The following is a 513-nucleotide window of genomic DNA, read 5'->3' on the forward strand; positions in this document are numbered from 1 at the left end:
CTGTCTTCCTGGCTGATTGGGCGGGGCTGGAGTGTCTGGAAAGCGCGAAAAGGAGCAATGCTGATGTTTGCTGTTCTGGTACTTCCGGTTATTGCGGTGCGGTTTGGCCCTGGTATCTGGACGGCTGTAGCATTGATCGGTTTGGCAGGAGCGGCCCACCAGGCCTGGAGCGCCAATATCTTTACAACGGCTTCGGATATGTTTCCGAAACGGACGGTTAGCTCCGTGGTTGGTATTGGTAGTATGGCTGGTTCAGTAGGAGGTATTATTTTTCCGGAGATTGTTGGCCGGATTCTGGATAACTATAAAAAGGTCGGCGATGTGCAGAGTGGATATGGTATTATTTTCCTCATCTGCGGGTTTGCTTACCTGACAGCCTGGGTAGTGATGCACCTGCTTACCCCGAAAATGCAGCCGGTCAATCTGGAAGCGCGCGAGTCGGAACCCGTGGCATAAATTTCTGGTAATTAAAAGGTCTGAAGCTTTTTTGTCCTCCCGACGCAGGAGGGAGGA

1 protein-coding gene is annotated in these 513 nt (G+C 51.9%); it reads left to right on the top strand.

Annotated elements, in window-relative coordinates:
* Positions 1–456, top strand: a 456-nt coding sequence (locus DT603_RS15900) for an MFS transporter (RefSeq protein WP_162350960.1), incomplete at its 5' end; no start/stop codon positions are given.
* Between the last annotated feature and the right edge of the window lie 57 nt (positions 457–513).

This window comes from Pseudoxanthomonas gei (assembly GCF_010119615.1).
GTDB classification, from domain to species: Bacteria; Pseudomonadota; Gammaproteobacteria; order Xanthomonadales; family Xanthomonadaceae; genus Pseudoxanthomonas_A; species Pseudoxanthomonas_A gei.